The sequence below is a fragment of the Paenibacillus sp. J5C2022 genome (genome assembly GCF_025567625.1).
In the GTDB taxonomy this organism is placed as follows: Bacteria; Bacillota; Bacilli; order Paenibacillales; family Paenibacillaceae; genus Pristimantibacillus.
This window is the reverse complement of the sequence record NZ_JAOQJC010000066.1, coordinates 1-25132: the sequence shown is the minus strand read 5'-3', so window position 1 is coordinate 25132 and position 25132 is coordinate 1. Positions and strand designations below refer to the sequence as shown.

Genomic DNA, 25132 nt, shown 5'->3' with positions numbered 1-25132 from the left:
ATGACATGATACAGTTTCGCGTGGGAGAAGTGTCCAGAATATTCTCCATCCCGCAGTCAACATTAAGGTATTACGATGAAATCGGCTTATTCCAGCCGAAATACACCGATCAGGACAATCAATACCGCTATTATACTGCCGACCAGTTTGTCCTGCTGGATACGATCATCTTCTTGCGCAAGATCGGCTTCAGCATCCAAGATATTCAAAGGCATATGAAAAACCGGACAGTCGAGAGTACTTTGGAGCTATTTGCAGAAAAGCTGCAGGATGTGCAACAACAGATTCAAGCTCTGGAGATGGCCGCCCGAAAAATGGAGCATAAGATGCACACGTTGCAAACCGGCATGCGGTTAGCGGAGCAACCAGCCATCGACTTCAAGACGCACCCGAGAAGACCGATATCGTTCATCTATCATCACGAACCCATCGACTTGAACGGTCAATGGGAGGATATCTATGCGCGAGAGCTGAAGAAATCCATTGCCGAACCCGTCAATAATGGCGCATTTACAGGCGATATCGGCGTTATTGTGGATGCCAGAAGCATTGATCGTCACGGGCCAATCATGTATAGCGGCCTCTTCAAGCTATTATGGGATCAGCAAGCCGACAGTGAAGGTGATCATTTACCCGAAGGACTGTACGCCTGTTACCCCCACAGAGGCCCTTATGAAGCGGTAAGGAGCAGCTACGAATACCTGTTGAATCAATTACATGCGTTAGGCTATGTACGAACCGGCAACCCGATTGAAATCGGAATCATCGATGAATCTGTAGCTCAGAATCAAGCACACTACCTGACCGTCATCGAAATTCCTGTGAAAATAAGAGCATAACCTATTGACCTTCAAGTTACTTGAAGGTATAAACTCTCTCTTGTTAGCACTGACAGGAGGGATTACGGTGGAAACTATTACACAGAACAAATTGAGCCATCAGCCGGTGAAAAAAGTCTTTTTCCAATACTTGATTCCATCGATCATCGGCATGATGCTGATGTCGATCAATATAGTCGTTGACGGCATTTTCGTCGGACACGGCGTAGGAACCGTTGCATTGGCCAGCGTAAATATCGCCGTTCCGGTATTTTCGATTATTATGTCCATCTCGCTTTGGATAGGCATCGGAGGCGGAGCCTTGTATTCCATGGCGCTGGGAGAACAGAATGTCCTTAAAGCCAGGAATATATTCTCCTTTTCAATCGTCATGGTGGCTCTGATCGTCATGGTTTTCAGCTTTATCGGCTATTCTAACGTTGAGCGGCTTGCCGACTTATTAGGGGCCAATCAGGATACGAGAGCTTTTGTTGTGGAGTACTTGTCCGTCTTGCTGCTTTTCGGAGTATTCATAGCTGTGGAGAACGCCTTGAGCATTTTCATCCGGAACGACGGCAATCCGCAATTAGCTATGATAAGCTTGATCATCACGGCTGTCACCAACATTATTTTAAACTACTATATGATTTTTGTTGCGGGACTGGGTGTCAAAGGGGCTGCGTTAGCTACCGTTACATCGGGCGCAATCGGGCTGCTCGTCTTATTGTTCCATTTCTTCAGAAAAGATATCGCATTGAAATTTATCTTCGCCAAATGGGCGATAAAGTCCATGAGACGAGTGTTCTCCATTGGCTTTCCAAGCTTTTTGGCCGAGATGGGCGCATTGGTATTCGTCATTGGCTATAATTTGATGATGGTGAAGCTGGCAGGAACCGACGGCGTTGCGGCATTCTCCGTGATCAACTATTTGCACGCCTTTATCTTCCTCTCCTTCTTCGGCATCGGCTCGGCTATTCAGCCTATGATCAGCTACTACTACGGAGCCAATCGCATGGACCGTATTAGGGATACTGTGAAAATTGCAGAAAAGTCGGCTCTGGTAATAGGAGCGTTCTTTTTGCTCATTGGTGCGGCAGGCGCCCAACTGCTCGTTTCATTGTTCGGCGTTTCATCAGACGCCGTTCGAGCAATGGCTGTTCAAGGCATTCCCTTATTTTTTGTCGGCTATTTATTCATGGGCATCAACTTTATCTACATGACGTATTATCAGTCTATCGGACATACCGGTCCGTCCAATGTCATTATTATTATGCGTGGATTCGTTCTATTGCTGGCGGCATTATGGATTCTGCCGCAATGGATGGGCATTAAGGGCGTATGGCTCTCCTTGCCTGCTTCGGAGCTGCTCGTCGCAGTTGCTCTAGCAGCTTTCACGAGAAAAAATGTACTTCAACCAAACTCATTATCCGGTTCTAGCCCTGGCATGGCAAGCCAAAAATAAATTTCATCACCCTCTTTACTACCGAAATTATACCTAGTATAATAACGGTATCAAAGGAGGATGATACCATGTATGTTCCAGGATTAACCGTTTGGTACAGTGTCAAAGATATTGATCACACCTTGGCGTTTTATACAGAGAAACTGGGCTTCGAGCTGCTTTATCATGATCAGGAAAGCGGCATAACGATGGTGAAGACAAATACGGAGAATTGCTTGATCGGGTTCTCAGCAGCGGATTCCGTTGTCCCTTCCACTTCATCTACCGTATTCGATGTGGAGAATATGGAGCTTGCCGTGGACAAGCTGAAGAAGGATGGCGTTACGTTCATTGGAGAAATCGAGGTCATTCCGGACTTCGTGAAGCTGGCCACGTTCATTGATCCGGATGGACACTCGCTCATGTTATCGGAGCAATTAACGGAGCTTTGAGCAACGAACGACAGATCATTGCCTTGTCGCAAGAGCTGTCGGGCCGGTGGGTCATTCCGATCCTGATCGCTCTAGAGAGCAGCGGCGGACGCTTCACTCCTCTGCAGAATCAGCTGCAGATTGCGCCGGCCCGGCTGAGCGACAACTTGAAGCAACTGATCGCCTTAGGCTTGCTCAGGCATCTATCACCCTATGAACGCCGACATCCTCTATTGCCTGAATATCAGCTTACGGACAAGGGACGGTTATACCGGGAGGCGGCGAAGGCAATACGGTATGCGGACACCGAGATCGGACATGGCCTATTGTCTGCGAAGGCGTGGAATATGCCTGTCCTGATCGCCCTGCATATGCAATATGACCGGTTCCAGGACATTCGTACCGCACTCGGCTCCATCACGCCGCGCATGCTGTCCATGCGTCTGGATGAGCTTAACGGAGCCCGGCTAATCGACAAGCAGATCACGGAGACGCCCCGGCCAACCTACGCTTACGGACTTACAGCACTAACGGAAGCGCCTGTCAGCCGTATGGCTGACGACCTGCATTCTCTCTTATAAGAGGGAGTGCTCACGCAGTTGACTCCATACTCTAGCGCTAAGCCCTCGCATGACCGGAGGACTGCCGCACTCTCTCTTCTTGTCTGTACTTCGTCGGGGTCACGCCGTTGATCCGCTTGAATGCGCGGCAGAACGTATTGGAAGATTGATAGCCGATACGCTCAGTCACTTCATGGATAGGCAAGTCCGTCTCGCGCAGCAGCATTCGGGCTTGCTCCATGCGCAGCTTGTTCACATACTCGCTGAACGTAACGCCCGTCTGCTCCTTGAAGAACTGGGACAGATACGTCTCCGACATGCGCAGCTCATCCGCCATCGACAGCAGCGACAGGCCGGCATCGCCGTAGCTCCGCTTCACCCGCTCCAGCATCTCCTGCTTCAGCTGTTCATTTCGGCTGCGCTTCCGCTTCGCCATCTGCAAGCTAACTTCCGCCATCCATTGCGATAACTGCTTGAATAACGGTTCACTCTCACTGGAATGGCCGATATGATCCACCAGCTGCTGGGCTTGCTCCGCAAGCGCCGACGACTTCAGCGACACATAATCCAGCACCTTCATGAGACTGCCGCATACTTCGAACAATAGCAGCTTCGACATCTGCAGCGACAGATGGCGCTGACGGTAATTCTCCTCATACAGCTCCTCCAGCAGCTTCTCTACTTCCGCCGTCTCCCCCGCTCTGATCAGATTCGATAACCGGGTCTCCAGTTCGGCGGGATAATAGAAGCTGGAGGATGATCGGGGGACCTCGTCATGACGGACGATGCAGTGCATATCGTTCGGTCTCATATAGTGCAGTGCCAACAAGGCTTCTTCATAAGAACGCGACATCTTCATCATATCCCGGCTGCAGCTGCCCAGCGCCACGGCGAATCGAGTATGGAATTGCTCGTAATACGCCGTCTCCTTCTCTCTTAGCTTCCGCTCGATTGTGCCGACGGCTGCACGCTCATCGCTCTCGGAGCTGGACAGCATGACCGCAAGCTTGCCCTCGCTTAAATCGTGAATCAAGCAGGAATAATCGCTAATATCCTCAAGCCAGTCCTTCAATACGATTCGGCGCACATCCAGCTGCTGAAGCAGCTCCAGACTGAGTGAATTCCAGTCCCCTCTTATATCGATGACCGCGATCAGATAATAGTTGCTCTCCGGCGGATTAATCTCGGCATGCTGCATAATCATCTGCAGCTCGTCGCGATTGGCGAAATCCCCCTTCAGCAGCCGTTCGAACATTGCGGCACGCAAGAGCGGCATCTGCGCCTCCACTTTATTCTGGAGCTTCCTGTTATCGAGAGCGAGCCTGGTCACCGCCTGTTGAATGAAATGGTGAATATCCTTCATCGGCTGCGTCGCCTTCCCCTGCAGCTCCATAATCGAGAGGGCTATCTTGCGAATCGGACGGCTGTTCCGATAAGCGAGGACGGAAGCCAGCAGCAGCCCGATCAGCCCCATTGCGGCGAGAATAATGAGCGAGATATTGCGAATGTAGTGCACCTTGGAGAACAACAGATCGGACGGCTGCGCGGCTACGTACACCCAATCGTTATAATCCGAGGTAGTATAAGTCACAATCAGGCCGCTGTCGTCCCCGTCCTCAGGAGCCAAGACGCCCTCCCTTCCTTGCAGCTGAAGAGGCATTGGCGGTTGGCCGCTGGCAGACAAGTAGCTAATAACCGATCCGTTCCGATCCGCGATATACGCCCAGCCATCTTGCGACAGCTCCATTCCTTGCAGCAATTCGGTAAAGTGACGGTTGTCCATCATGACGGCCAGCATGCCGTTATAGGCGATCGGCGCGCCGATCGGCGTCAGATACGTCACCCTATTCATGGACTTGCCTTCCAGTTGCACGCGCTCCGCCGGCAAGTAGCGGCTTCCCTCGTCAGCCAGCATCAACTGCCGCCATGACGGGTAGTCATATTGACCGTAACGAAGAAACTCCGGATACAATTCGCTCCATTTATAAGTGGAGTCTGCGGTCAAGGCCAGCTCGCTATTTTTGAACAACAATAGGAAGTCGTCAATAAAGCGGCTTTGCTGCACAACATTTGAAACCGCTTTCCTAATTTCCAACGTTTTATATACTTGATCGCGATGGAATACGTCACGCTCATACTGGAAAGACACGACCTTCGGATGCGTCGTCATATTCTGCGCGAACAACTCCACTTCCTCCAGCTGCGCATCCAGCACCTTCTTGCTCTGCTGCAGCAAGGCCATATTCTTCTCCACCACTTCATCTTCCAGCACATCTACCGTTCTATGATAGACAAAAAAGCCGATACTAAGCGGAATCAGCATCATAAGCATATACGGGATGAGAAAACGCAGTAGAATCGTTGTCTTGTCGGATATCATAAGCCGCAATCCCAACTCTCTGTCATGGTATAGATAATGAAGGTTGCCTACATTCTACCACATACATGCCTTCCATGTGAGAATACTCCCGCCTCTGATGAATGGAAGAGAAGGGCAAGAGAAGGACAAGGATGCCCTCGCCCTTCTCTTATGCCGCTAATAACGGGAATCGTACGCTTCCTGCAAAATGCCGAGATAGCGCTCAAGCTTCATATTGTCCAGCGTCTTCAGATAGGCGTCCCACTCGGCCTCAATGTTGGCCTGGCCAATGATGAATTTCGCAATCATCTCTTCCATGTAGTTGTCCAGCGTCGTCTGCAAGTCGAGCAGCTCCGAAGACTGCTCCTTGCTGAACAGAAGCGGCGGCAGAATCATCGATTTGTCCGGCACATAAGGGTCGTAATTGTTCTTCGACTCATGGTACAGAATATATTCCAGATTCGTCTCCGGCTCTGTAATCCCTTCGCCCAGCCGGAACTCCGCTGTACGAACGGACGGCATGCTCTGATCCCAGATGATGTTCTCCTCCGGCTTGGAACGCTCCAGAATAACATACTTGGCCGGCTCGCCGTTAATGCCCTTCTCCCCGTCTTGCGCGTAGCGCCAGTGCTCTCCCTCCTTGCCGTACAACGCTCTTAACATCACATCTTCCCGGAAGAAATTGTCGCCCCAGCGCATCGCCACTTCCGGATGCTTCGCCTTGTCCGTAATAATGAAGTCGCCATGAATGATGCCGGAGTACGGGCCGAAGCCTGCATATCTGGTCCCGTTCGGCCCTTCCAAAGCCGGTACGGTGACATACTCCAGCCAACGCCCGCTCTCGCCATCCAGATAAGTGGCTGAAGCCATCCAGCCCGACGGGAAAGCTCCCAGAATGGGATCGCCCTTGCCGTCTCCCAGCTGTCTCAGCTGCTCCCTCTTCTGCGTGAACGTCTCCGGCGCTATTAGCCCCTCCTGATACAGCTTGCGCATATAGGTGAGCCCTTCCTTGAATTCCGGCTTGTTCACAATAATGTCCACCTGGCCGTCTTGCAAGTAAGTGAACTTGAACTGGTTCTTCGTATCCGTGAAGATGAACGCATTCATCAGGAAGTTGTGCACACTGCTATGCCAATCCTTCACAGCTCCCGCGTACGGAATCTCATCCGCCTTGCCGTTGCCGTTCGGGTCCTGCTCCTTGAACGCCTTCAGCACTTCATACAGCTGCTCCGTCGTCTGAGGCATCTCGAGATTCAGCTTATCCAGCCAAGGCTTGTAAATCCACAGCTTCTGATCCCGGTTGCAGTGATAGCAGTCGTTGAAGCTGGGCAGAGAATAGATATTGCCGTCCAGCGCATAATACTGATCCTTATCCTCAATTGCAGCCAGCGCCTTCTTCGTCTCTACGCCGTGCTCCTCGATCAGCTCATTGAGCGGCAGGAAGATGCCTTGGCTTCCGTACAACTGCTGCTGCGTCAGGTTGATCTTCATGTTCATGATGACATCGGGATAATCGCCGCTGGCCAGCGCCAGATTCAGCTTCTCCTTCATGCTGTCCTTCGGAACGACCTCCCATTCCACGTGGACATTCGTCTGCTCCTCCAGCCATTGCGTGAACCAGTTCGTGTTGTAATCGCCTTCAATTTTGGCGCCGACCATCACCTTCAGCGTCACTTTCTCCTCCGATACCTTCATGCTGCCGGGTTCCGTAAGGACGATGCCGCTTTTCCCCGAGCCGTTCCCTCCGGCTTCCCCAGCACTATTATTGCCAGAAGCGGAACCAGAGCCGGAGCTTGCGGAATTGTTATCGTTCTTCGACCCGCAGCCCGCCACAATTAGCGTCAGCACCATCAGCACAGCAAGAAGCTTGATAGACGTTTTTTTCACGTGTCCTCTTCCCCTTTATTGATCGAATTGGTCATTCAGCTTGTCTAGCATACGCATACACTACTCCTTCAGCGAACCGATCATCACCCCTTTCACGAAGTGCTTCTGTACGAAAGGATAGATGGCCAGCACGGGAACGGTAGCGACTATAATCAATGAATACTTCAACAGATCGCGAAGCTGCGCGCGCATCGCCAGATCGGCGACGTCGCCAACCATGCTGATATCCACCTCGTTCTCCACCAATATCTGCTTCAATACGAGCTGCAGAGGATAGAGACCGGGGTCCTTCAGGAAGATCAGCGCATTAAAATATTGATTCCAGTGTCCTACCGCATAGAATAGGCTGATAACGGCCAATATCGGTGCGGACAGCGGCAGTACGATTCGCCATACGAAGCGGAAGTCGTTGCAGCCGTCAATACGGGCCGCTTCCAGCAGCTCGTTCGATATCGTCACCCGGAAGTAGGTTCTAGTAATAATAACATGCCACACACCCAATGCGACCGGAATAATAAGCGCCCATCGCGTATTCAGCAGCTCCAGATCCTTCACCAGAATGTAGCGCGGAATCAATCCGCCATCGAACATCATCGTGAAGACGAACAGCAGCATCAACACCTTGCCGCCGAAGAAGTCCCTCCGGGACAACGGATACGCCGCCAGCACCGTCATCAGCACGTTGAAGGCCGTTCCTGCAATCATATAGAAGAAGGAGTTGGAGAACCCTGTCAGAATCATATCATGCTTGAACACAGCCTTGTATCCATCCAGTGTAGGGTCAACCGGGAACAGCCATACCCTGCCTGAGGCTACAGCCTCCGGATTGCTGAAGGATGCACTGACGATATAAATGAGCGGATACAGGACGACGAGCAGCACGAGCCACAACATAAAGCTATTCAGAGTAAGAAAGGCCTTGTCGCCTCTCGAGTTCAACAGGTGAGATTGCTCCATCTTCATATCCCGCCTCCTACCATAAGCTTTCTTGTCCGACCTTGCGGGCGGCTTGATTCAATAGAACGAGCAGCGTCAGATTAATGACCGACTTGAATAAGCCGATTGCTGTCGCATAGGAGAAATTCACGACCGCAGAAGATAATCCAACCTTGTATACGTAAGTGTCAATTATCTCGGACGCGCTCAGGTTGAGCGGATTCTGCATCAGCAGCACTTTCTCAAAGCCAAGATCCATCAAATTGCCGGTGTTCAGAATGAGCAATATAATCGTTATGGGCAGAATGCCGGGAATGTCCACATGCCATATTCGCCGTATAATGCTGGCGCCATCCACAACTGCGGCTTCATGCAGCGTCGGGCTAATGCTGGCCAGCGCCGCCAAGTAGACGATGCAGCCCCATCCGACATTCTGCCAAATATCCGACCAGACATAGATCGACTTGAACAATGCCGGATCAGCCATAAAGTGAATCGGCTTCAACCCTAATAACCCTAGCATGTTGTTGATCATGCCGGTCCGCGGGTCAAGAAACTGAAGAATGATGCCGACCATGACCACGACAGAGATGAAATGCGGCGCATAGGTGATCATTTGCACGCTGCGCTTGAATCTGCCGCTTCTCACGTAGTTCAGGCTCAGCGCTAGAATAATGGGGAACGGAAAGCCTACAGCAAGCTGATACAGTGCAAGCTCCAGCGTATTGCCCAATATGCGCCAGAAATCATAAGACTGGAAAAAACGAATAAAATGCTCCAGCCCCACCCACTCGCTGCCCAGCACCCCTTTCGATGCGACAAAATCGCGAAAAGCGATCTGCGCGCCGTACATAGGATAATATTTGAAGACCAGAACATACATCAGCGGGAGAAAAAACAGAACATGCAATTGCCAGCTGTGCAGAAACTTCTTCCAATAGGTCTTCATCACGGTCACGATTATCTTCTCCTCACTTCCGATTGTTAGAATGCGCTTTCATATCAACTTCGTCTTCTCCTGCCGGGATATAGTGTCACCTTACTCCATGGCCGATGATGGGGTAAAGAAGCAATGCTTCACCCGATATGCAGAACCTAAGATTACGCCCCGGGAACAATGAATAGCCGCACGCCCCTCGTACGATTCCTTTACCGGCTCCCAGGAGTGCCGCTGCGTCCCGCTTCACACGGAAATGTGCAGGGGCTGAAATATGTGCAGGAGCTGCGATTGTGAGGAATGTCCTTATTCCTGAAAACATGCTTGTTGTTGAGAGAAAGCGTTTCCGTTATATTGATCACAGTATCCTTAACCAAAAATCCGATGAGGAAAGGGTGTCGCAGCTGATGAGTTTATCCGGTCCGGTCATTGAGGCTCAAGAAGCAGATCGCATGCAGTGGTGGAAGGCGGCCAAGTTCGGCCTGTTCGTGCACTGGGGGTTGTACGCGCTCCACGGCAAGGGAGAGTGGCATATGTCAGGGGCGAAGATTCCGGTGAAGGAGTATGAGAAGCTGGCGGAGCGGTTCAACCCCGTCAAGTTCGATGCCAGAGAATGGGTGGCCCTGGCGAAAGCAGCCGGCATGAAATATATCGTCGTGACGGCCAAGCATCATGACGGCTTTGCGATGTATCATTCCGAGCATGATCCCTTCAATATCGTTGACGCCACGCCATTCCGCCGCGATCCCCTGAAGGAGCTGGCGGAGGAGTGCCAGAGGGAAGGCCTTCGCATGTGCTTCTATTATTCTCATGTCATCGATTGGCATCATCCTCATGCCATTCATGAATTTTACAACAACACATGGGATTATCCGCTGGAAGAGAAGGCCTTCTATGCGTATTGGAACCGCAAGGCGAAGCCGCAGGTGAAGGAGCTGCTGACGAAGTACGGGCCTGTCGGCCTGATCTGGTTCGACACGGCGGGCGGACTGTCGAAGAAGGACAGTCAGGAGATGATCGATTGGGTGAGGGATCATCAGCCGACATGCCTGATCAACAGCCGGGTCAGCCACTGGCCGCAATATGCGGGTGACTACAGCTCCAAAGGGGATAACGAGATTCCGATGCACGGCGAGGATAGCCGGCCATGGGAGACTCCGATGACATTGAACGATTCCTGGGGTTATCAGAACAAGGATCAATCGTGGAAATCGAGCGAGGCGCTCATTCGAAAGCTGGTGCATGTCGCGAGCAAGGGCGGCAACCTGCTGCTCAATGTAGGACCGACTGCGGAAGGCGACATACCGGACGAATCGGTAGAAAGGCTGAAAGCGGTGGGGCGATGGACGAGCAGGTTCGGTGAAGCGATCTACGATACGACCCCCAGCCCGTTCCACTATGAACAGGAATGGGGAGCGATCACCGTTCGGGATACGACGTTGTACCTTCTAATCCATGGACCGTACTGGAGCAAGGGCGGCATCGATCTGTACGGGCTGAACAATGCGATACGCCATGCTTACGTCCTGCAGGGGGACGAAGACGCCGACGAAGCCCGCAAGCCGCTGTCCGTACAGCAGCATTATCATGCAGCTGTCGGCTTGCATCAGCTGCATATTACGCTTCCGCCGTCGGCACCGGACGACGTCGTATCCGTCGTGGCGCTGGAGCTGGACGGCAAGCCGCATGTCGATCCGCGCTGGCTGCAGCTCCCTACCGGCGATATCCGGCTCGATATCGCCCATGCTGAGGTGAAATCAGGCGGTGAGGCGGGGAACGAGGCCGGTTGGTCCTTCACGATGCTGGAGCCGGGCGAATTCGACGTCGTCATGATTGCATTCAAGCGATTCAATCAGGAGTGGTCGGCTCACTGCCATCAGGAAGTGATCGCCACTGTCGCCGGACAGCAAGTAAGCTGCATTCCCGCTGTGGACAAGCTGCTGGAGGATACGCCGACTTGCCAGCATCCCTATGAGGAAGTTCATTCTGTGCTTGGACGCGTCCAGATTCGACAGCCCGGCGAGTACGATATCCGCCTGCAGTCGGCATGGGTGAAGGAGAAGACGGGCTTCTTCGAAGCGTGGCAGGCGGCTCCGATCCGTCTGCGCTCGCTCCAGCTTGTGAAGGTGGCGCCTTAACCCTTATCCATAGCCGACTGCCCGACATGTCCTCTACAGAGCATTCCCCGCCGTTACCGCAATAGTGACTGCGGGGAATCCGCTATAGCGTGCTTGCGGATCATATCCTTTCGCCTGTACGCTCCCAGCATCAGCCCGATCGCCGCCAGTTCCACGACGGTAATGGATGAGACATGAACAATCGGCAGAGGGATGCTGCTGATCGGCAGCAAGCCCAGACACATCAGAATGTTCCATAGCAGCTTCGTGCCCAATACAACAGTCAGCCCCACTACAATCCCTCTGGCATAGCCATCCTTCAACTTCATGCCCATCCGTATGCATCTGCCGACGAACAACAGAGAGATGACAGCGATCACGCTGCCCGCCACCCAGCCCAAGCTGTACACCAGATGGGCATACAAAGCATCGCTGTATGGAAAGGGGAGCGGATCGTATACAGCCCTGAGCCCTTGTCCCCACATGCCGCCCTGCTCTATAGCTTCAATTGCCCGAGCCGTCATATAGCCGCTGTCCCCTTCGCGACTAATGAAGCCGGTGAGACGAATTCGGAGCCACTCCCATCTCATGGGCTCCTGACGGAACCATAACAATAAGACGACTGCCAGAGCCAGCATGGACGCCCCTAACGTTCTCCATCTGCTTGCCATAATGAGCACTGTAATGGCGCCTATAGCATAGATCGTCAGATTAACCATATCATTCGCTGCAGCGTACAGAACTACTGGTATCAGCACATACAACACCGCTTCCATGACCACGCTGCGGAATGGAGTCGGCACATTGCTCATCCTATCCTTCTCGCGATGCATCATTCCGATGATCGCCAATAGGAACAGGAATGGGGTTACAGCGGTCGCCTTGAAAGAAAAGGCACCTACCACTATCCAGTGTTTCCAGCCGTTGACCGTTGTGCCCAGCCAAAGGAGAGAAAGATGCAAGCCCACCGCAGCAGCATGCATCAGCAATGACCAGCGCAGCAGCTTCCGGTAATCAAGGAAGTAGAAGACAGTCAGGCAAGCAAGTCCGGCAAGTCCGCATACCATTTGTCTGATCCAGACACCCTCATATCTTTCTCCTCTGGTTAGATTAACCACATAGACGGCCAATACAGCCATGATGATCATCCCAGCCAGCAAGGCCATCACGCCCCACTCCGGCTTGGGACGATGCACAGCATGCAGTCCCCGGCCGGCGGCGACGGGATCGCCCATCTGCCGCAAAGCGCAGGCGATCGCCTCTTCCTCCGCCATCCCTTCTTTCTCCATCTTCTCTTCGACGATGTCCTCCAGATGGCTCACCATCTCGAGCCGGATCTCTTCATGCACCTCGGCCGCTTTCACCTCGAAGCATACCCGCTCCATATAAGCAACGACGGACGGATGCTCCCTTATCGCCGCGCTCATGCTCCGCCCTCCCCGATGACACGATCTACGGTCGTGCGGAACAGCTTCCATTCCTTCTGCTTTTGTTCCAGATGCATTCGCCCTTCGTCTGTAAGTCGATAATACTTGCGCTTGCGAGCCCCTTCGTCCATCCAGTACGCTTCCACATAACCCTCGGCTTCAAGCGTATGCAGGATGGGATACAACGTTCCTTCCTTGAAGGAGAAGACACCTCCCGAGCTTGTCTCAATCGCCTTCACCATCTCATAGCCGTACATCTCTTTGCGGCTCAACAACGACAGGATCAGTATGACTGTGCTGCCTTTCATCAGCTCTTTATTAACCTTCATGATTTCCTCCCATACATAGATTATATATATACATCGATTATCTAGGTATAAGTATAAAGAAGGATTTGGTTCCTGGCAAGCACTTCTGATCTAATCTGTTGTTGCATGCCAAAGGTTTCCTTGATATATTGGTGCTAAGATGCTGCGCGTTACGTGGCAACGTGCATCCAACTACAAGAGGAGGTTCACTATCTATGTATCCAGACGGAGGTTCCTTTAAAGAAGAACGCACCTATGGCATGCTGTGTCATCTGCTGGCGTTCGCGGGATTCATTATTCCGCTCGGCAATATTATCGGACCGCTTGTCATCTGGCTGATGAAGAAGGATCAGTCGATGTTCGTAGATGATCAAGGCAAGGAATCGCTCAATTTCCAGATCAGCATTCTGATCTATGCCATTGTTAGCGGATTGCTGACACTTTTGGTTATCGGCATCTTGCTGCTGATCGCCCTCGGCATTTTCTACATCGTCATGATTATTATCGCCAGCGTGAAGGCGAATGAAGGCGTCCGCTACCGCTATCCTTTGACGATCCGGTTTTTGAAATAGCCGCTTGATCCCAATCCGATGAATAAAGGCTCCTTGCCGCCAGCTTATATGCTGATTGCGGCAAGGAGCCTCTTTCTCGTTCATAACATTCAGTTAGCGCATTACATCCCCATCGGAGCTTGGAACTGCTCCATCAGCTCATCCATCGTTATGGCATCGGCAGGAAGCTCAGGATGCTCTTGCTTCTTGTTGAAATCGGAATATTGAGCGGCGAAAGAAATGACGAATTTCATCGTCTCGCCGGTACCTTCCGGGTTTTTCAGATCCAGATCAATTTTCACGCCCTGATGCACCATGTACTTGTCGTGAATAGCTGTCGTAATATCCAGTGTATTGACGGTCAGCAGATCTTTAAAGCCATCCAGCGCTTGATCCTTGTCGTTGTCCCAGCTTTCTTTTACGCTTTCCACATCTGCCTTCTCCAGGCCTAACGCATTCAGGTAATCCTCATTGTTCAGAAGAAGATCGAAGATCGCTGGAACGACCTTGTTGATCATCGTATCGACCGTCTGATCATAATTATCGTTTGTAATCGCGAACTTGATCACGTTGTCTGCTTTCATGCCTTCAGGCAGTCCCGCATCGGCAGCCTTCACTTCGCTGAAGTATGTCTTCTCATCGAAGTTGTCCATGAATACGGCAGCGAACTCTTGAGCCATCTTTTGCTGTGTCGCTACATCCATGGAAATTTGTTGTCCGGATTGCTCCGCCAGCTCTTGCAGATCCATCTTAATGTATTGATCGAATAATTCCTCAGGCAATGGAAGCATCGGCAGATTCGGAATCTTGACGTACATTTCGTCCTTCGTTACAATCATCGGAACGGCCAGCTTCATGTCCATCATGCCCGGAAGATTAATTTCCATGTCCATGTCCATGCGCATTGGCTCTTTTGTATAAAGGGTATCTGCGGTCAGTTTGGCTCCCTTAATAATGCCAGCTACATCGATACCGCCTGTTTGTTCAGCAACAAGATCACCCAATTGCAAATCATCGATTTGCATAGTCATATTCATTTTGTAGGATTCTGCAGCCATTGTGTTTTTCATCGCTGTCTGCAGCGATTCCTTTGGCGGCTGACTGGAGCTGCACCCTGCCACGATAACTGCCATAAGCAGCACGGCCATGAGTGCGAAACGTTTTACTTGCTTCATGATCGTAATTTCCCTCCACTATCTATTTTATGAGCATCTCCATTCTATCCTATATGTAGTTGTTTTGAAAGTGAATAATTACAAAACAATCCCATCTCCTGCCAAAGGCGGGGATGGGATTGCAAAGTATTAGGTATTTAGAACTATCCTTCAGGATTATGATGACTCGTGTGGTTTTTCTGCTTTGTCTTCTTGGAGCCTGACAAGGGCTCCTGCATTGCTCCGCCCGACTTGTCCTTCCGATTCCGCTCATTGTGCGGGATGCTTTCCGGAACTGGTATACTCTCTGACTTGGCCATTGCTTAACCCTCCCTCGTCCGCTATTAGCGCTGATGCTTCAAGTCCGTCGGCTGACCGAAGTTCAAGGAATCCTGATGCCGCCGGTCATTCTTGTCCTGCTGAAGCTGCTGAGCATGATGGCTGTTGACCGGTTCTGTCTCCAGCGCTTCTACGACATTGGATAAATTTTTGTCTGCTGTGCCTTTCGCTTTCGTCATCGCGATCTCTCCCTCTATGCATGTGTTAGCTGATGCAGCGCTTGCGCGCATTCGTGCAGATGTCGGATATAATCCTGCGTCAGCTGCTGTACGATATCATTCCGCTCATCGATTGAGACGTTATCCTTCTCCACGTCGACAAGCTCTACCTTTACTTCCCTGCTGTCCACATACGTAACCTTGAAATCAAACTCATACATCTGATGTCCCGCCACATGTATCGTCACCCGCAACGAGCGTTCGTCCGCTTCATCGGCTTTTACTTCGCTCCGGTCAGGGCCATTCATGACCGTGGGCAAGGTTTCCTGCCAAGCTTGCACCAGTTGCTGCTGGTCTATACGGAGCTCATCTGACTTCGCCATTACTTAAGCACCTCCACATCGTTAAGATGCGAAAGGTTCACCCCTTTTATACGATCCATGCCAAGAAAAAACCTGACGGCGTCGTCCTGCTCTCTTGCTGCGCACGCCCCCTTTTTGGCGCTCCAGTGTAGGATTCATACACTATTTCGGCTCGAATAACCCTTTTCGGCGCTCCAGTGTAGGATTCATACACTATTTCGGCTCGCATAACCCTTTTGGGCTCTCTAGTGTAGGATTCATACACTATTTCGGCTCGAATAACCCTTTTGGGCACTCTAGTGTAGGATTCATACACTATTTCGGCTCGAACACCCCTTTTCGGCGCTCCAGTGTAGGATTCATACACTATTTCGGCTCGAACACCCCTTTTCGGCGCTCCAGTGTAGGATTCATACACTATTTCGGCTCGAATGACCCTTTTCGGCACTCCAGTGTAGGATTCATACACTATTTCGGCTCGAACACCCCTTTTCGGCGCTCCAGTGTAGGATTCATACACTATTTCGGCTCGAATGACCCTTTTCGGCACTCTAGTGTAGGATTATACACTCATATGGCCCGTACGCTCCTTATCGGCATAAAATCCCCCACAAAGTGGGGCTCCAATTCGAAGCTTACTGGGGTACTTTGCAGGGGACTCCGGAACTTATAATTCCTATATATGCAAGAAAAAAACCGATTCCTTTTCAGGAATCGGGTTATTTTTTGCTTCTGGCGGAGAGGGTGGGATTCGCTCCGTCGCACCATGACCGCATGAACGGTCACGGTAATACGACTATCACGCCGGGGCCTACGAACATGCCTTATGGCATGTCCGCTTCACGGCCCGTTCCAATCCCACACCGACAAAAGCAAAAAACCGATTCCTTTTCAGGAATCGGGTTATTTTTTGCTTCTGGCGGAGAGGGTGGGATTCGAACCCACGTGAGCTTGCACTCTAACGGTTTTCAAGACCGCCCCGTTATGACCACTTCGGTACCTCTCCAAACTTAAATTGTGACTGACAAAAGATATTGTACCACAGGTCAAATTGAATTATCAACCGTTAATTTGACCCATGGCACATAAATGTATAAGGCTAGTTTACTTGGCTGAGATGGCTTTCAGACCGCCCATATATGGACGAAGCACTTCCGGAATGACAATCGAACCATCGGCTTGCTGATAGTTCTCCATGATGGCGGCAACCGTACGTCCTATGGCCAGTCCCGAGCCATTCAACGTATGCACGAATTCCGGCTTGCTCTTGGCTTCGCGGCGGAAGCGAATGCCTGCACGCCGTGCCTGGAACTCCTCGAAGTTCGTACAGGACGATATCTCGCGATAAGTGTCCGCGCTTGGCAGCCACACTTCAAGATCGTATGTCTTGGCGGAGGCAAAGCCCATATCTCCTGTGCACAGCAGCTGAACGCGGTAAGGAAGCTCTAGCAGCTGCAGAACCTTCTCCGCATGGGCCGTCAGGTTCTCCAGCTCCGAGTAAGAATCCTCCGGCTTGACCAGCTTCACCAGCTCTACCTTGTTGAATTGATGCTGGCGAATCAATCCGCGTGTGTCGCGACCGGCAGCTCCGGCTTCAGAGCGAAAGCATGCGCTATAGGCGACAAAGTTCTTGGACAGATCGTCCGCGTCCATAATCTCATCGCGATGGATGTTCGTTACAGGCACTTCTGCCGTTGGAATAAGGTAATAATCGGTATCCACCAGCTTGAACAGATCCTCTTCGAACTTAGGCAGCTGCCCTGTGCCAACCAAGCTGTCGCGATTGACGATATAAGGCGGCAGCACTTCTTCGTAACCATGCTGATCGCTGTGAAGATCCATCATGAAGCTGATCAGGGCACGCTCCAAGCGAGCGCCAAGCCCGCGGTAGAAGACGAATCGGGAGCCTGTTACCTTCGATGCGCGTTCAAAATCCAGAACGCCAAGATCCTGGGCCAGCTCATAGTGCGCCTTCGGTTCGAAGGAGAATGCAGGAATCTCGCCGTGTCGCCGAATTTCCACATTATCGTCTTCGGAAGTGCCTACCGGTACGCTTTCATTCGGAATGTTGGGAATGGAGATGGCAATCTCCGTTACCTGCTCATCCAGCTGGCGCAGCTCTTCGTCCAGCGCCTTAATCCGGTCGCCGACTTCCCGCATCTCCAGAATAAGCGATTCCGCATCGCCGCCGGAGCGCTTCAGCTGAGCCACTTCCTGGGATACCACATTGCGGCGGTTTTTCAACTGCTCCGTCTCCTGAATCAACTCACGCCGCTTCGCGTCCAGCTCAGGGAAATCTTTAACCAGGTCAAGCGATGCGCCGCGATTTTGGAGCGCCTGCTCCACCTTGTCGAAGTCGGAGCGCAATAATTTTACATCCAACACGTTACTCAAGCTCCCCTCTAAAGAGAGTATTATGTCCCTCTATATCCTTACACACTTGCAGCAGCCGCTTCTTTCACCATCTCCAGGAAATAAGCGTGCAATTGGAAATCGTCCGTTAGTTCCGGATGATATGAAGCTGCGAGCAGTGTTCCTTGTCTGGCTGTCACGATCTCGCCGTTATACACGGAGAGTACATCGACTTCAGCGCCAACGGATTTAATCAATGGCGCGCGAATGAACACAGCCCGTATCGGCTCATCAATCCCTTTCACCGTCAGGTCTGTCTCGAAGCTTTCACGCTGACGGCCGAATGCATTCCTTGTGACCGTCATATCCATCAGACGAAGATGCGCCTCTTCATTGCCCTCGATGCGATCCGCCAATACGATCAGGCCGGCGCATGTGCCGAATAACGGTTTTCCCTTGCCGTTGAACTCCGCTATCGCTTCCATGAAGCCGTACTTCCGCATCAGCTTGCCGATTGTCGTACTTTCTCCACCGGGAATGATCAGCCCATGCACGTCGTCAAGTTGTTCCACACGCTTGATCGCCACAGCTTCCGCACCAGCCGCCTCCAAGCTGCGTATATGCTCTGCAACGGCGCCTTGCAGCGCCAGTACGCCAATTCTCATTGCTGTTTCATCTCCTTTGTACGAACGGACGGTCCACCCTACTATTCAGGATGGACCGTCTCCTTAAGCTTTAATCTTAAATTCCGCGATCTTGCATACGCTGTGATGCGTCAAGCTTGGAGATTTCAATGCCTTTCATCGGCGTACCCAGGTTTTTGGATACTTCTGTGATCAGCTTGTAGTCCTGATAGTGAGTAGTCGCCTCCACGATCGCGCGAGCGAATTTATCCGGATTCTCGGACTTGAATATACCGGAACCGACGAATACCCCGTCAGCGCCAAGATGCATCATGAGTGCCGCGTCTGCCGGTGTAGCCACGCCGCCTGCGGCGAAGTTGACGACAGGAAGCTTGCCGCTCTCATGCACTTGAAGCAGCAGCTCATAAGGCACGCCCAGCAGCTTCGCTTCGTTATACAGCTCGTCCTTCGACAGGCCCTGTACCTTGCGAATCTGGCCGTTAATCAGACGCAAATGACGAACTGCTTCTACGATGTTGCCTGTCCCCGGCTCGCCCTTCGTACGGAGCATCGCAGCTCCCTCTTGAATACGGCGCAGTGCTTCGCCCAGATCCTTGGCGCCGCAGACGAACGGCACGGTGAATTCATTCTTGCTAATATGGAAAACTTCGTCCGCTGGCGTAAGCACTTCACTCTCGTCGATATAGTCTACGCCCATGGATTCCAAAACCTTCGCTTCCACATAATGACCGATACGCGCCTTGGCCATGACCGGAATGGATACAACCTTCATGACTTCCTCTACGATTGTAGGATCAGCCATGCGGGCAACGCCGCCAGCGGCACGGATATCGGAAGGAACGCGCTCAAGTGCCATGACTGCCGTGGCACCTGCCGCCTCCGCAATTTTCGCTTGTTCGGCGTTCATAACGTCCATGATTACGCCGCCTTTTTGCATTTCTGCCATACCGCGTTTTACACGTGAAGTACCAGTTTCCATCTTTTCGTTCCTCCTATTATCATCCATCAAAGTATAACTACCGAAGTTGTTCTAACCATTGATTTTACAGGAACGCCAGCTAATCCACAAGTATAGATTTCCCTGTCTAGAACAGGTTGATGATGCTGTCGAACAGCTTCGAGAAAAATTCGCCAATCGCCCGGAAGAACAACTTCAGCCAGCTTGCCTTCTCCACTTCTTCCGTCGTCACAAGATTTACCGTATATTGGAGATCGTTTCCTGTCGCTTCATCCGCATAGGTATAAGTTACCGTACCTACCTTTGTGCCCGCCGGGATCGGAGCAACCAGTTCTTCTTTCGGTGTTACGCTGCTGCTCGTCATCTCCATTTTTGGATTTGCACCCTTTTTCACCATAATGGTAATATCGTGGTCCGTCACGACTGGAACAGTCTTATTTACACCTTTCTTAACCTCTACCGTTTCAAGCGTTTCTACAACCGTTTTTGGAGATACCACTGTTTTCTTCTCGAAATTATTGAAGCCGTAATTATATAAGGTCGCCGTCTCATAGAAGCGCTGATTCTTGGAGCTTGTATCCATCACGACGCTGATGAATCGAAGATCGCCGCGCTTCACAGTTCCTGCGAAATTGTACCCGGCAGCATTGATGAACCCTGTCTTCATGCCGTCCACGCCTTCATAAGCCAGCTTCTGCAAATACTCGTTATTAACATTGGCGCCCAGCATATAGTTGAAGTTGACCATGGGCTTCTTGTCGCGTTCGCGGAACTTGTACTCCTGAATACCCGAGAACTCAAGAAATTCCGGATAGTCTCGCAGAATCGCGCGTCCCAGCATGGCCACATCGTATGCCGACATCACCGTCGTATCCTCAAGTCCGGTAACGCTGGTGAATATAGCAGACTCCAGTCCCAGCTCGTCGGCCGTCTCATTCATCATGTCAGTAAATGCTTCGAGGCTTCCCGCAACTGCGATCGCCAGAGCTTTCGTAGCATCGTTCGCCGAACCTACCGCCATAGCGATATATAATTCTCTGACGGTATGCTTGTCACCCTCTGCCAGGAACACTTGCGATTCCGCCGGATCGGTATCAGCGGCTTCCTTCGTAATCGTCACGACTTGATCCCATTGCAGCTGTCCGCTCTTGATTTCCTTCAATACGATATATTCCGTCATCAACTTCGTCATACTTGCGATCGGAAGCGGCTCGTCCGCTAATACTTCATATAATACCTGTCCTGAATCCGCTTCTATTAGAATAGCAGACTTCACTTGCAAGCCTAGCTCATTATCTGTACTGGGCCTATCGTTAAAGCCAACGGCTAGAGCACTTGGCGCCCCAATTGACAACACCGCCACCCACAGTGCCATGCTGGCAGCGATGACGGACAATAGTGATTTCTTCTTCCTTCTTGCGTTCACATTGATTTCCCCACTTCCATTATATTGTCCGTTAACAATTGTAACATACGAGACGACCTCTTTTAAACCTGTCTTAGGGCGCAGACGCATGAGGATTCCTTCATATTCGCAAGCGAAAAAAATAAAAGCAGAGACATACAGCGGTTGCGCCGTTGATGTCTCTGCCTGACCCCCGCATTGGAGGAATATTATAGGGAGTAGTTTGGTGCTTCTTTCGTTATTTGAACGTCGTGTGGATGACTCTCGCGCAAGCCGGAGCCGGTAATGCGAATAAAGCTGGTATCGTTCTTCAGCTCTTCCAGAGTCGCTGTACCGCAATAGCCCATGCCCGAGCGCAATCCGCCAAGCAGCTGATGAACCGTATCGGCCAGCGGCCCTTTGTAAGGGACGCGTCCTTCGATGCCTTCAGGAACAAGCTTGTTGTCGTTCTCCTGGAAGTAACGGTCTTTGCTACCTTCCTTCATGGCGCCGATGGAGCCCATGCCGCGGTATACTTTGAAGCTGCGCCCTTGGAAAATCTCCGTCTCGCCAGGGCTCTCAGAAGTTCCTGCGAACAAGCTTCCGATCATAATCGCGCTTGCTCCGGCTGCAATGGACTTCGAGATGTCGCCGGAGTACTTGATGCCGCCGTCTGCGATGACCGGAACATTGTACTCTCTGGCAACGGACGCGCAGTCGTAAATCGCCGTAATTTGCGGAACGCCGATCCCTGCAATGACACGGGTAGTACAAATCGAACCAGGTCCGATTCCTACCTTGACGACGGAAGCGCCTGCTTCGATCAGCTCGCGAGTCGCATCGCCAGTGGCTACGTTGCCGGCTATAATCGTCAGTTCAGGATATGTCTGACGCAGCTTGCGGACAGCTTCAATGATATTGATGTGATGCCCATGCGCGGAGTCTACGACCAGCACGTCCACTCCTGACTTTACAAGCGCTTCAGCACGGTCCATCGTATCCTTGGAGATGCCTACCGCGGCGCCGCACAGCAAGCGGCCGTGAGAATCCTTCGCCGCATTCGGGAACTGAATGGCCTTCTCGATATCCTTGATCGTGATAAGACCTTTCAGTGTGTTCTCTTCATCGACTAACGGGAGCTTCTCGATCTTGTGCTGCTGCAGAAGAACTTCCGCTTCTTGCAGAGTCGTTCCTACCGGTGCAGTGACCAAGTTGTCCCGCGACATTACTTCGCTAATTTTAATGGAGAAATCGTGTACGAAGCGCAGGTCTCGATTCGTCAATATACCGACTAGATGATTGTTCTCGTCTACGATCGGAACACCGGAGATGCGGTACTTGCCCATCAGTTCCTCTGCATCATAGACATGATGATCTGGCGTAAGTGAGAACGGGTTCGTGATCACGCCGCTTTCCGAACGCTTGACGCGGTCTACTTCTTCCGCTTGTTGCGCTACGGACATGTTCTTGTGAATAATCCCGATTCCACCTTCACGAGCGATTGCGATCGCCAAAGCGGACTCCGTTACCGTATCCATACCAGCGCTGATAAGCGGGATGTTCAATTTAACGTTCTCGCTCAATTGAGTCGAGATGTTAACCTCCCTTGGCAACACTTCCGATTTGCGCGGAATAAGCAATACGTCGTCGAACGTCAGCCCTTCTTTAGCGAATTTCGTTTCCCACACGAGTATGTTCCTCCCTTTTTTTTCAGTACCTCTCACGTATATTATTGCAATATTAGCAGAGGGGTCTAGGGCTGTCAAGGCACAGTAAATTCAAGAAATTTCCCGCAATTTGGGCTTTTCAGAACATGTTTTGTTCATTCGCTTAAAAAAAGTCGGACAAGTACGTTTTATGTTCGGGAATACGATTTTGCAAGCGGTTAATTGCTTCCAAATCGCCTTGAATCCGCTGATATCCCGATAATTGTCGTCCGCTCCGATATCCCATCAGCCATGCCGACAATGCGCCGATATCCAATGCAATGCCTTCCGTCCGCATCGTTTCTTCATCAGACAACCGGCTCAATGTTCCATTGCCTTCCTCATCAATGCTCCATTCATATTTTCCCGTATTCCACGGCGCGTATTCGTCATGAAGCTCAATCATACATTGTACTTGCTTTCCTTGCAGGAAGGGATAGCTCGAGATGAATGCTTCCGCATCGACAATTCTAGCCATAAAATGGGGAACGATCTCCTGCTTGATTCGCGGATCGCCCAGTGTATCAGCCAGTAAATCGTCTACGGGAGCGCGGAACTGTACTCGGTCTATCATGGAATCGTGCTGGGCAATAAAGGACCATAAAGCTCGCCTTGCTTCCTCCTTCAGATAAATGAGCTCATGAACCGTCATCATCCTGTCCCTTACCTCGTATATAAGGTAGCCTTGCTTGTCTCCATCGCTGTTGCGATAAGTAACAACAGATCCCGGCTTTCTTTGTGGTATACGATACTTCCACCAATGCTCAGATCGCTGAAGTGCGCCATTGTATTGAACTGCATAACGTTCATATATCGAATGAAGCGGTGCGTAGTCAACCTCTCGAACCATTTGTCCGGCGTATGGGGAACGAGGTGGCAATTGCTTCGTTTCGATCGTGTAGAGTTTATGCTCGGTGTATGTTTCCCAGCCGAATTTGCGGTAGAACGAGAATGAGAACGGCGATAAGAAGGAGAGCAGCTGCCCTTTCTTCTTCATCTCTTGAATGGCGTGAACCAACAGCTTAGCCACATATCCTCTCCTTCTATATTCCGGCCATGTGGCTACATTGGCGACTCCTCCCATCGAGAATACTTTTCCTGCTACATAAGTCTGCAGATCAAGCACTGTCACTTGCGCAGCCAGTTGATCGTTCGCGAATATCGCCCAGCGATCCGCCGGTTCCTCCAATGACATGGCTCGCAACCTCTCTTTTTGTTCCGCCGATTTTTTAAGTTGGAACGCGAACTCCGACAGCTCCAACGACTGATCAAAAAACTCATGTCCCAGCTGCTTTATTTCTATTGTATCTTGCATCGCTCTCGCCTCCTGTTAACCAATATACTATTAGTTTAACATAGCTCAGGGATACAATGGAGCTTGGCAATTATGAGCAGCGGCCCCCTTACTATATAATTGGCCAAAGCGCAAACCTTTCCCTGTTGTACGGTTATACGAAATTTCGTTCAGATTTTCGTTCGTATGTAGCTGAGACACCCCTGAAATCTTCCACTTTGTACGATTTTTCACACAAATCACTCGCCATACACACTCAACCCTCCACTTTTGTACGATTTATCATACAAACTACCTCCCACACACGCTCAACCCTCCACTTTTGTACGATTTTTCACACAAATGTAGCCAAGCTACTCCCGAAACCTGCCACTTTGTATGATTTTTCACACAAATGTAGCCATTTCAGCCCCGTGATCGCCCACTTTGTCCGTTTTTTCACACAAATCACTCGCCACACACGCTCAACCCTCCACTTGGTTTTCTACTTGAGATAGCTTCGAGATTAGCGTTTGAACCTTCCGCTAGGGCCGGGCCTGCTACTTCGTGTTGCTTCGATCGGAGGTTCAAACACTCTCCCAACGGGAGAGAACGTCTGGCTACGCACAAAAAACCTGCCGCAGTAATCTGCGACAGGTTATTCGTGCTTGGCGACGCCCATTCCGCACCGGATGAGTGTGCTACTTGAGATATCTTCGAGGTCGGCGTTTGAACCTTCCGCTAGGGCCGGGCCTGCTACTTCATGTTGCTTCGATCAGAGGTTCAAACACTCTCCCGTTGGGAGAGAACGTCTGGCTACGCACAAAAAACCTGCCGCAGTAATCTGCGACAGGTTATTCGTGCTTGGCGACGCCCATTCCGCACCGGATGAGTGTGCTACTTGAGATAGCTTCGAGGTCTGCGTTTGAACCTTCCGCTAGGGCCGGGCCTGCTGCTTCGTGTTGCTTCGATCAGAGGTTCAAACACTCTCCCAACGGGAGAGGAGCGTCGCATGACATGCACAAAAAAG

The 25132-nt window shown here is 51.2% G+C and carries 22 protein-coding genes and 1 tRNA gene; 6 read left to right on the top strand and 17 right to left on the bottom strand.

What is annotated here, in order from left to right:
* From M6D81_RS30075 to M6D81_RS30060, 4 genes are all read left to right on the top strand, one after another.
* On the top strand, positions 1 to 839 hold an 839-nt coding region (locus tag M6D81_RS30075), incomplete at its 5' end, for a MerR family transcriptional regulator (protein ID WP_317259180.1).
* Between the two features lie 67 nt (positions 840 to 906).
* Positions 907 to 2280, top strand: coding sequence for an MATE family efflux transporter (locus tag M6D81_RS30070; protein WP_262681197.1), 1374 nt, complete (start codon positions 907 to 909; stop codon positions 2278 to 2280).
* Positions 2281 to 2348: 68 nt separating this feature from the next.
* Positions 2349 to 2711, top strand: a complete 363-nt coding sequence (locus M6D81_RS30065; protein WP_262681195.1) for a VOC family protein — start codon at positions 2349 to 2351, stop codon at positions 2709 to 2711.
* Positions 2708 to 3271 carry a winged helix-turn-helix transcriptional regulator gene (locus M6D81_RS30060; RefSeq protein WP_262681194.1) on the top strand — a complete coding sequence of 188 codons (564 nt, stop codon included), beginning with the start codon at positions 2708 to 2710 and terminating at the stop codon, positions 3269 to 3271. Before M6D81_RS30065 ends, M6D81_RS30060 begins: the two co-directional genes overlap by 4 nt.
* 37 nt (positions 3272 to 3308) lie before the next feature.
* Here M6D81_RS30060 and M6D81_RS30055 read toward each other — a convergent pair whose 3' ends face one another.
* From M6D81_RS30055 to M6D81_RS30040, 4 genes are all read right to left on the bottom strand, one after another.
* Positions 3309 to 5630, bottom strand: coding sequence for an AraC family transcriptional regulator (locus M6D81_RS30055; protein WP_262681192.1), 2322 nt, complete (start codon positions 5628 to 5630; stop codon positions 3309 to 3311).
* Positions 5631 to 5786: 156 nt separating this feature from the next.
* Positions 5787 to 7496 (bottom strand): ABC transporter substrate-binding protein, encoded by a 1710-nt coding sequence (locus tag M6D81_RS30050; RefSeq protein WP_262681190.1) that lies wholly within the window; start codon positions 7494 to 7496, stop codon positions 5787 to 5789.
* Positions 7497 to 7556: 60 nt separating this feature from the next.
* A complete protein-coding gene (locus M6D81_RS30045; RefSeq protein WP_262681201.1) occupies positions 7557 to 8453 on the bottom strand; it encodes a carbohydrate ABC transporter permease in 897 nt (298 codons plus the stop codon).
* Positions 8454 to 8469: 16 nt separating this feature from the next.
* A complete protein-coding gene (locus M6D81_RS30040) occupies positions 8470 to 9381 on the bottom strand; it encodes an ABC transporter permease (RefSeq protein ID WP_262681199.1) in 912 nt (303 codons plus the stop codon).
* 395 nt (positions 9382 to 9776) lie between these two features.
* Here M6D81_RS30040 and M6D81_RS30035 point away from each other — a divergent pair, with 395 nt between their 5' ends.
* Positions 9777 to 11507, top strand: coding sequence for an alpha-L-fucosidase (locus tag M6D81_RS30035; protein ID WP_262681188.1), 1731 nt, complete (start codon positions 9777 to 9779; stop codon positions 11505 to 11507).
* A 53-nt stretch (positions 11508 to 11560) separates the two neighbouring features.
* Here the strand turns inward: M6D81_RS30035 and M6D81_RS30030 are convergent, their stop codons facing one another.
* A complete protein-coding gene (locus tag M6D81_RS30030; protein WP_262681187.1) occupies positions 11561 to 12913 on the bottom strand; it encodes an FtsW/RodA/SpoVE family cell cycle protein in 1353 nt (450 codons plus the stop codon).
* On the bottom strand, positions 12910 to 13242 hold the full coding sequence (locus M6D81_RS30025) for a PadR family transcriptional regulator (protein ID WP_262681185.1): 333 nt from the start codon (positions 13240 to 13242) through the stop codon (positions 12910 to 12912). Before M6D81_RS30025 ends, M6D81_RS30030 begins: the two co-directional genes overlap by 4 nt.
* A gap of 194 nt (positions 13243 to 13436) precedes the next feature.
* Here M6D81_RS30025 and M6D81_RS30020 point away from each other — a divergent pair, with 194 nt between their 5' ends.
* Positions 13437 to 13793, top strand: coding sequence for a DUF4870 domain-containing protein (locus M6D81_RS30020; RefSeq protein WP_262681184.1), 357 nt, complete (start codon positions 13437 to 13439; stop codon positions 13791 to 13793).
* A 101-nt stretch (positions 13794 to 13894) separates the two neighbouring features.
* Here the strand turns inward: M6D81_RS30020 and M6D81_RS30015 are convergent, their stop codons facing one another.
* The 11 genes from M6D81_RS30015 to M6D81_RS29965 form a co-directional block, all read right to left on the bottom strand.
* On the bottom strand, positions 13895 to 14947 hold the full coding sequence (locus M6D81_RS30015; protein ID WP_262681183.1) for a hypothetical protein: 1053 nt from the start codon (positions 14945 to 14947) through the stop codon (positions 13895 to 13897).
* A 143-nt stretch (positions 14948 to 15090) separates the two neighbouring features.
* A complete protein-coding gene (locus M6D81_RS30010) occupies positions 15091 to 15246 on the bottom strand; it encodes a small acid-soluble spore protein P (RefSeq protein ID WP_262681181.1) in 156 nt (51 codons plus the stop codon).
* Positions 15247 to 15270: 24 nt separating this feature from the next.
* Positions 15271 to 15444, bottom strand: coding sequence for a hypothetical protein (locus M6D81_RS30005; protein WP_262681179.1), 174 nt, complete (start codon positions 15442 to 15444; stop codon positions 15271 to 15273).
* 14 nt (positions 15445 to 15458) lie between these two features.
* Positions 15459 to 15806 carry a hypothetical protein gene (locus M6D81_RS30000; RefSeq protein ID WP_262681178.1) on the bottom strand — a complete coding sequence of 116 codons (348 nt, stop codon included), beginning with the start codon at positions 15804 to 15806 and terminating at the stop codon, positions 15459 to 15461.
* Between the two features lie 896 nt (positions 15807 to 16702).
* Positions 16703 to 16791 (bottom strand) — tRNA-Ser (locus M6D81_RS29995).
* Positions 16792 to 16889: 98 nt separating this feature from the next.
* Positions 16890 to 18170, bottom strand: coding sequence for a serine--tRNA ligase (gene serS, locus M6D81_RS29990; RefSeq protein WP_262681176.1), 1281 nt, complete (start codon positions 18168 to 18170; stop codon positions 16890 to 16892).
* Between the two features lie 47 nt (positions 18171 to 18217).
* Positions 18218 to 18802: a pyridoxal 5'-phosphate synthase glutaminase subunit PdxT gene (gene pdxT / locus M6D81_RS29985; protein ID WP_262681175.1), complete on the bottom strand. Its 585-nt coding sequence runs from the start codon at positions 18800 to 18802 to the stop codon at positions 18218 to 18220.
* Between the two features lie 76 nt (positions 18803 to 18878).
* Complete coding sequence (gene pdxS, locus M6D81_RS29980; RefSeq protein ID WP_262681173.1) at positions 18879 to 19760, bottom strand: pyridoxal 5'-phosphate synthase lyase subunit PdxS; 882 nt, start codon at positions 19758 to 19760, stop codon at positions 18879 to 18881.
* Between the two features lie 106 nt (positions 19761 to 19866).
* The gene (locus M6D81_RS29975) at positions 19867 to 21255 is read right to left on the bottom strand and encodes a D-alanyl-D-alanine carboxypeptidase family protein (protein WP_262681172.1); all 1389 of its coding nucleotides are present in this window, start codon (positions 21253 to 21255) and stop codon (positions 19867 to 19869) included.
* Positions 21256 to 21353: 98 nt separating this feature from the next.
* Positions 21354 to 22811 carry an IMP dehydrogenase gene (gene guaB / locus M6D81_RS29970; protein WP_262681170.1) on the bottom strand — a complete coding sequence of 486 codons (1458 nt, stop codon included), beginning with the start codon at positions 22809 to 22811 and terminating at the stop codon, positions 21354 to 21356.
* Positions 22812 to 22953: 142 nt separating this feature from the next.
* On the bottom strand, positions 22954 to 24144 hold the full coding sequence (locus M6D81_RS29965) for a GNAT family N-acetyltransferase (protein WP_262681169.1): 1191 nt from the start codon (positions 24142 to 24144) through the stop codon (positions 22954 to 22956).
* Positions 24145 to 25132 lie beyond the last annotated feature (988 nt).